The organism is Nitriliruptor sp. (assembly GCF_040882075.1).
Classification (GTDB): domain Bacteria; phylum Actinomycetota; class Nitriliruptoria; order Nitriliruptorales; family Nitriliruptoraceae; genus Nitriliruptor.
Window position 1 is genome coordinate 1 of record NZ_JBBEBZ010000140.1, and the last position, 7,192, is coordinate 7,192.

Annotated in this window: 7 protein-coding genes and 1 pseudogene; 1 reads left to right on the forward strand and 7 read right to left on the reverse strand. The window is 72.3% G+C overall.

Annotated elements, in window-relative coordinates:
* The 7 genes and pseudogenes from carB to WEB03_RS08460 all read right to left on the reverse strand — a co-directional run.
* Positions 1–456 (reverse strand): annotated as a pseudogene (gene carB / locus WEB03_RS08430) (carbamoyl phosphate synthase large subunit); the annotation flags it as partial.
* The gene (carA, locus tag WEB03_RS08435; protein ID WP_368070506.1) at positions 456–1,583 is read right to left on the reverse strand and encodes a glutamine-hydrolyzing carbamoyl-phosphate synthase small subunit; all 1,128 of its coding nucleotides are present in this window, start codon (positions 1,581–1,583) and stop codon (positions 456–458) included. The pseudogene carB and the gene carA, both read right to left, overlap by 1 nt.
* Positions 1,580–2,914 carry a dihydroorotase gene (locus tag WEB03_RS08440; protein ID WP_368070507.1) on the reverse strand — a complete coding sequence of 445 codons (1,335 nt, stop codon included), beginning with the start codon at positions 2,912–2,914 and terminating at the stop codon, positions 1,580–1,582. Before WEB03_RS08440 ends, carA begins: the two co-directional genes overlap by 4 nt.
* Positions 2,907–3,836: an aspartate carbamoyltransferase catalytic subunit gene (locus tag WEB03_RS08445; RefSeq protein ID WP_368070524.1), complete on the reverse strand. Its 930-nt coding sequence runs from the start codon at positions 3,834–3,836 to the stop codon at positions 2,907–2,909. The genes WEB03_RS08440 and WEB03_RS08445 overlap by 8 nt, the downstream gene beginning before the upstream one ends.
* Positions 3,837–3,862: 26 nt before the next feature.
* Positions 3,863–4,390, reverse strand: a complete 528-nt coding sequence (pyrR, locus tag WEB03_RS08450) for a bifunctional pyr operon transcriptional regulator/uracil phosphoribosyltransferase PyrR (protein WP_368070508.1) — start codon at positions 4,388–4,390, stop codon at positions 3,863–3,865.
* A 303-nt stretch (positions 4,391–4,693) separates the two neighbouring features.
* Entirely contained in the window at positions 4,694–5,704 is a 1,011-nt protein-coding gene (locus tag WEB03_RS08455; protein WP_368070509.1) for a hypothetical protein, read from the reverse strand.
* A gap of 2 nt (positions 5,705–5,706) precedes the next feature.
* The gene (locus WEB03_RS08460) at positions 5,707–6,267 is read right to left on the reverse strand and encodes an RNA polymerase sigma factor (protein ID WP_368070510.1); all 561 of its coding nucleotides are present in this window, start codon (positions 6,265–6,267) and stop codon (positions 5,707–5,709) included.
* A gap of 145 nt (positions 6,268–6,412) precedes the next feature.
* On the opposite strand from WEB03_RS08460, the gene WEB03_RS08465 reads away from it, so the two are divergent.
* Positions 6,413–7,111 carry a DUF2993 domain-containing protein gene (locus tag WEB03_RS08465; RefSeq protein WP_368070511.1) on the forward strand — a complete coding sequence of 233 codons (699 nt, stop codon included), beginning with the start codon at positions 6,413–6,415 and terminating at the stop codon, positions 7,109–7,111.
* The last annotated feature ends 81 nt before the right edge of the window (positions 7,112–7,192 follow it).

The window sequence follows — 7,192 nt, forward strand, 5'->3', positions numbered from 1 at the left end:
CTCCTCCTTGACGTAGGTGGAACGGGGCGACTCGAGCCCGATCTCGGACATCGCGTCCTTGAACCGCTGCCGGTCCTCGGCGGTCTGGATCGCTTCCAGGTCGGCACCGAGGACCTCGACGCCGAACTCCTCGAGCACGCCGGCCGCGATCAGGTCGACGGCGAGGTTCAGCGCGGTCTGCCCGCCCAAGGTGGCCAGCAGCGCGTCCGGCCGTTCGCGTTCGATGACGGCCCGGACCGACTCGACGGTGAGCGGTTCGATGTAGGTCGCGTCGGCGAACGCCGGGTCGGTCATGATCGTCGCGGGGTTGGAGTTCACGAGGATGACCCGCAGGCCCTCCTCGCGCAGGACCTTGCACGCCTGGGTGCCCGAGTAGTCGAACTCGGAGGCCTGGCCGATCACGATCGGGCCCGACCCGAGGACGAGGACGGAGGTGAGGTCGTCGCGGCGTGGCATCAGCGGTCCCCGATGAGGTCGGCGAAGCGGGTGAACAGGTACCGCGCGTCGCTCGGACCTGGCGACGCCTCGGGGTGGTACTGGACGCTGAAGGCCCGCACGTCGTGCGCGGTCAGCCCCTCGACGACGTCGTCGTTGAGGTTCACGTGGCTGACCTCGACGGTCCCGAAGTCGTCGGTGGCGAAGGTGTGGTCGTCGGTCTGCTCACCGAGCGAGGTGGCCCGGACGGCGAACCCGTGGTTGTGCGAGGTGATCTCGACCGCGCCGTCGGAGCGGCGCAGCACCGGCTGGTTCACCCCGCGGTGACCGAAGGTGAGCTTGTAGGTGTCGGCCCCGAGCGCGTGGCCGAGCAGCTGTGAACCCAGGCAGATCCCGAAGACCGGGACCTGCCCGACCAGGCTGCGTGTGGTGGCGATGCCCTGGGTGACGGCCGCCGGGTCGCCCGGCCCGTTGGAGAGGAACACCCCGTCGGGTTCGAGCGCCAGCACGTCCTCCGGTGTCGCCGAGGCGGGCAGCACGTGCACCTCGGCGCCCTCCTCGGACAGCCCGACGCCGATGGAGCGCTTCATGCCGAAGTCGAGCGCCACGATGCGCGCGCGCCGGCGTCCCACCGGGTCGATGACGTAGGGCTCGGTCGTGGTGACCTCGCCGGTGAGGTCGGCGCCGACGATCGACTCGCTGGCCTGCGCCACCTCGACCAGCGCGTCCACGTCGAGGATCTCGGTCGAGAGCGCCGCCCGCATCGCGCCGCGGTCGCGGATGTGGCGGGTGAGCTGGCGGGTGTCGACGTCCTCCATCCCGACGACGTCGGCACCGCGCAGGGCGTCGGCGAGGGTGCCCTCGGAGCGCCACGAGGACGGACGGCGGGCCGCCTCGCGCACCACGAACCCGGCGACCTGGATCGCGCCGGACTCCATGTCGCCTGCGTTCATGCCGTAGTTGCCGATGTGCGGCGCGGTCATCGCCACGATCTGCCGGCGGTACGACGGGTCGCTGAGGACCTCCTGGTAGCCGGCCATCCCGGTGTTGAACACCGCTTCGCCGGTGACGGTGCCGGTGGCACCGAAGCCGCGCCCGCGGATGCTGGTGCCGTCCTCGAGGACGAGCAGCGCTGCCTGGTTCGTCACGCGTTGACCTCCGTCTGCCGCGGGGCGCCGGCGGTCACGTGACCGTCGCGCAGGGTGAAACGTCCGCCGAGCAGGGTGTGGACGGGCCGACCCGTGAGGGTGCGGGCCGCGAAGGGTGAGTTGCGGCTGCGACTGCGCAGCGCGAGCGGATCGACCGTCCAGGTCGCGGACGGATCGAGGACGGTCAGGTGCGCCGGTCGACCGGCCGCGATCGCCCCGCCGTGGTCACCGACGTCGCGGACCGACGCCGGGCCCGTGGTGAACCGGGCGACGGCCGTCAGTGGATCGATCACGCCGGCCGCGATCAGCTCGGTGTTGACCACCGCGAAGGCGGTCTCGAGCCCGAGCATCCCGCAGGGAGCGTGATCCCACTCCTGGTCCTTGGTCTCCGGGCTGTGCGGCGCGTGGTCGGTGGCCACCGCGTCGATGGTGCCGTCGACCAGGGCCGTCCGGAGCGCCTCGATGTCGCGAGCCGTGCGCAGCGGCGGGTTGACCTTGTAGACCGGGTCGTAGCTGCGGATGACCTCGTCCGCGAGGCTGAGGTGGTGGGGGGTCACCTCGGCGGTCACGCGGACACCGCGGGCCTTGGCCGCGCGGATGAGCTCGACCGACCCGGCCGTCGACACGTGCGGGACGTGCAGCCGGGCACCGACCCCCTCGGCGAGGATCAGGTCGCGAGCGATCATCACCTCCTCGGCCTCGTGCGGCCACCCGGGCAGCCCGAGGACCGACGACATCTCGCCCTCGTTCATCTGCGCGTCGGCGGTGAGGTCCGGGTCCTGCGCGTGGTTGCAGATCACCGCGTCGATGTGGGTCGCGTACTGCAGGGCGCGTCGCATCACCAACGCGTCGGCGACGGGCAGCCCGTCGTCGGAGAAACAGTCGACGCGGGCGCTGGAGCGGTGCAGCTCGAGCTGTTCGGTCAGCTCGGTGCCGCCCATCCCCTTGGTGATCGAACCGACCGGGAACACGTCCGCGAGGCCGACCTCACGTCCGCGGCGCCACACGAGCTCGGCGACGGCGGCCGAGTCGGTGACGGGGTCGGTGTTGGCCATCGGGCAGACCGCGGTGAACCCACCGGCGGCTGCAGCCGCGGTACCGGTGGCGACGTCCTCGGCGTCCTCGAAACCCGGTTCGCGGAGGTGGACGTGCAGGTCGACGAAGCCGGGTGCGACCCAGCAGCCGCCGACGTCGATCACCTCGGCGCTGCCGGTGTCGACGTCCGTGCCGACCTCGGTGATCACACCGTCGCGGACGACGACGTCCAGGCGGGCATCGGTCCCGGAGGCGGGGTCGAGGACCCGGCCGCCGCGGAGGACCAGCTCACTCACGGTGGTCCCCTTCGGTCCGGCCGGCGAGCATCAGGTAGAGGCAGGCCATCCGCACGGCGATGCCGTTGGTGACCTGCTCGGTGATGACGGCCCGGTCCGCGTCGGCGACGTCAGCGCTGATCTCGACGCCGCGGTTCATCGGGCCCGGGTGGAGGACGATCGCGTCGGGCTTGAGCAGCTCGAGCCGGCGGGCGTCGAGCCCCCACTCCGCGGCGTACTCGCGGGTGGTCGGGAAGAACGCCCGGTGCATCCGCTCGCGCTGGACCCGCAGGAGCTCGACGGCGTCGACCTCGGGGAGGACCGCGTCGAGGTCGCGGGCGACACGCACGCCCCAGTTCTCGACCGACGCCGGCAGCAGCGTCGGTGGCGCCACCAGGGTGACCTCCATGCCGGACAGCTTCGCGGTCTGGATCAGGCTGCGGGCCACCCGGCTGTGGAGCACGTCCCCGACGACGGCCAGGTGCCGGCCGTCGAGCTGACCGAGGTGCTGGCGCATCGTGAACACGTCCAGCAGCGCCTGGGTCGGGTGCTGGTGCCACCCGTCACCGGCGTTGAGGACGGGCACGTCGAGGTAGTTGGCGAGCTGGACCGGCGCACCGGAGGAGCCGCTGCGGACCACCACGGCGTCGACACCCATGGCCGCGAGGGTCAGGGCGGTGTCCTTGAACGACTCCCCCTTGCTGACCGAGCTGCCCTTGCCGGAGAAGTTGATGACCTCGGCCGACAGCCGCTTGGCGGCGATGTCGAAGCTGATGCGGGTCCGGGTCGAGTCCTCGAGGAAGAGGTTGCAGACCACCAGCCCGCGGAGGGTCGGCGCCGACTTGATCCGTCGCTCGGCGATCGGCAGCAGCTGCTGGGTGGTGTCGAGGATGGTGGTCAGCATCTCCCGGTCGAGGTCCTCGATCGAGATGAGGTGGCGCAGGGTGCCCGGCGCGACGGCGCTGCTCATCAGGCGACCTCCTCGGTGACGACGGCGTCCTCACCGTCCACCTCGACCAGCCGCACCCGCACGTGCTGACCGAAGCTGGTGGGCAGGTTCTTGCCGACGTGATCGGCCCGGATCGGCAGCTCGCGGTGGCCACGGTCGACCAGGACCACCAGCCGGACGGCGGCGGGCCGACCGAGCTCGAGCACCGCGTCCAGAGCGGCGCGGATCGTGCGTCCGGTGTGGAGCACGTCGTCGACCAGCACCACGGTCCGGCCATCCACCTCGACCGGCACGCGGGTCTCACCGAGCGGCAGCGGCCCTCGGCGTTGGAGGTCGTCGCGGTAGAGGGTCACGTCGAGCGAGCCGACGGGGACGTCGATCCCCTCGATGTCGGACACCAGCACGGCGAGGCGTTCGGCGAGCGGCACGCCGCGGGTCTGGATGCCGAGCAGCAGCAGGCGCTCGGCCCCCTCCTCGCGCTCGACGAGCTCGTGGGCGAGGCGACGCAGGACGCGCGCGACGTCGTCAGCTTGGAGGAGGACCGTCACGGCGAGGCCGACGGAGGGGCGCTCGCGGGCACGGAGAGGTGACGCACGTGGGGCTCCTTCCCGGCCTCACGGGACCGGTCGTTAAAGGAGACCGGCGGCGGAACCGCCGGGGCGTCCGGGTGCTACCGGAGGCCGTCGACGACCGTAGCACCGGCGCACCCGAGCTACCGAACGCACCACACGTCGTGCTCCCCCCGTGCCACAGATCGTGACCCTCGAGCGCGACTTCCCGGAGGATCAACGTGCTGGGACGGACAGCGGAGAGCCCCGCCGGAGCGGGGCTCTCGTGGGGCGCTGGGTCCCTTACGGGCGGCCCGCCGCCGGCGTGCCTTCCTTGGCGGAGCTGGAGGCTGCTTCGCCGGTGTCGCTGGACCCGGCGGGGACCTCCTCAGGCTGACCGGCATCGGTCGCTGGCGTGTCGTCGGCAGTGCCGTCGCCGCTGGGCGCCTCGGGGGCACGGTCACGACCGGAGGTAGCGGCCTCCTCACCGTTATGGCGGCCGGAGGTCGACGCCTCCTCACCGTTCTGGCGGCCGGAGGTCGACGCCTCCTCACCGGTCTGCGGGCCAGCAGGCGCGTTCTCGCGTGCCTCGGTGGCCTTGCTCTCGCCGAACGCACGACCATCGGTCGCGGCTGCGTCGGCGGTCGCACGGCCGTCGGCACCGTTGTCTCCAGCGGCCTCGTCAGCCGTCGCGCGACCCTCATCACCTGGCACCTCGGGACGCTCACCCGCCTCGGCGTCGGTCGTGTCGGAGTCGGAGTCGGAGTCGGAGTCGTCGACGACGAGCTCGACGAGCTCCTCGGTCTCCTCGGCGGATGCTTCACCGAAGGCGCGATCGAACCCCGCCTGTGTCTGTGGGGGCAGGCTGCCGGTGAAGCCGGCACCGGTGGCACCAGCGAGCACGGCAGCGCCGGCGATGCCGGTCTTGGCGAGCAGGCCGAGGCCTGCCAGCTTGGCGATGAGGAGTTCGAGCATCGTCTTCTTCCTTCTCGGGTTCGATCGCCCGGTTCCCCGCACCGCGGGGGCCGTGGCGCCGCGCCTCACCGTCACCGGCAAGTCGCTCTCGTCGGTGGCGAGACCGTCCGCGAGCACCGCAGCGAGCACAGCGTTCGGGAGGGGCGTCGGAGCCTGCGACGCTGCCAGTCGCACCCGTTCGGCGAGCGCAGCCACATCAGCGAGGTCCTCGCGGTCGGCGGGGAGCCGGCCGGAGAACAACGCGTCCGCTGAGCGGTCGTCGAGGCGGGGGTGTCTGGTCATCTCACCGACGTCATCGCCCTCGTGGCCCCCGGCGTTACGGGTGAACTCGTCGGACATGCTCACGTCCTCCTCGGGTCGGTGATCCGGCCACGCTCGAGGGCCCGGCGGAGCCGTTCGATGGCCCGGTGTTGCAGCACCCGTACGGCGCCTGGTCGCTTGCCGACGATGGCGGCGACCTCCTCGACGCTGAGGTCCGCGATGATCCGGAGCGTCACCACCTGCCGCTGTTCGTCGGTGAGTTCCGCGAGCGCATCGCTCACCCAGAGCCCACCGAGCACATCCAGCGCTTCGGTCTCGACGTCACCACCGAGCGGCTGATCAGCGTCCTCGAGCGGTCGAGCGTCCGGTCGACGCCCCTGCCGACGCCGTTCGTCGACCATCCGTCGGTGGGCGATGGTGAACACCCACGACCGGAAGGCGGGTTCGGCTCCGGCGAAGGCGGACAGGTCCCGGAACACGCCGAGGAACACCTCGCTGGTGTGATCCTCCACCTCACGTAGCCCCTGGAGCCGGAGGTAGCCGCCGACGACGGGCGCGAGATCCTCGTAGAGCCCCTGCAGCGCCCACGGGGCCCCGGTCCGTGCGGCAGCGAGCACCTGCTCGAAGTGCTCACCGATCACGGCCGCCTCCCGAGGGCTCTCCACAGCATCGACCCGAGTGAACCGCAGCTGGAGGGGTGATGGGCGGAGGGCGCGGCACGGTCCGCGTAGCCTCCGGCTCCCGGTCCCCCTCGCCATCCCCCTCGCTGGCCTCCAGGAGCGCCCCGTGTGGCTCGTCGTGCTGCTCGTCGTGCTCGTCGTGCTCGGGCTGATGATCGTGGTCGGTGCCGTGGCGGCGGAGCGCTGGGCCCGCACCCGGGGTCTGGAGCTGGCCGCCGCGCAGGTCGCGATCCAGCTCGGCACGACCAGCCCGGTGGTCGTCGACGTCCCGGCCCGTCCCCTGCTGCCGGCGCTCCTCAGCGCTGATGGCACCGAGGCACAGATCACCGCCCGGGACGTCCCCGTCGGTGACGACGCCCGGCTGCGCGACCTCCACGCGACGATCGGAGACGTCCGCGCCCACCTCCGCGCCCGCGAACTGCGGACCGGTCACGGGACGTTCACGGCGATGGTGGACGAGGCCGAGCTCGGCCGGCTCGTCCGCCTCCCGGGCGTGGTCTCGCGCCTGGAGCTGCGTGCGTCGGGGCTGCGGGTGTGGACGGTGCTCGGTGTGGCGGTCGACGCCGACGTCCTCGTCCACGACGGCGCCCTGCGGGTGATCCCCGACCCGGCGCAGGCCGGCCGGCTGCTCGAGCTCCCCGGCCTGGCGGCGTTCCGACGCGCCATCGACGGGCGCGGGCTCCTGGTCGAGCTGCCGGCGCTCCCGTTCGACGCCCGGGTCGAGACCGTGCGCTTCCTCGACGCCCAGGTGGAGGTCACGGGCCGTCTCGCCCCCCAGACGCTGGCCCTCCCCGCGGGGTTGTGAAGCGACCACCCGGGGCAACACCCCCAGGTCGCTTCACGACCCCCGGCGGGGGACCGCCCCACTCGGCCGATCCGAGCGAGC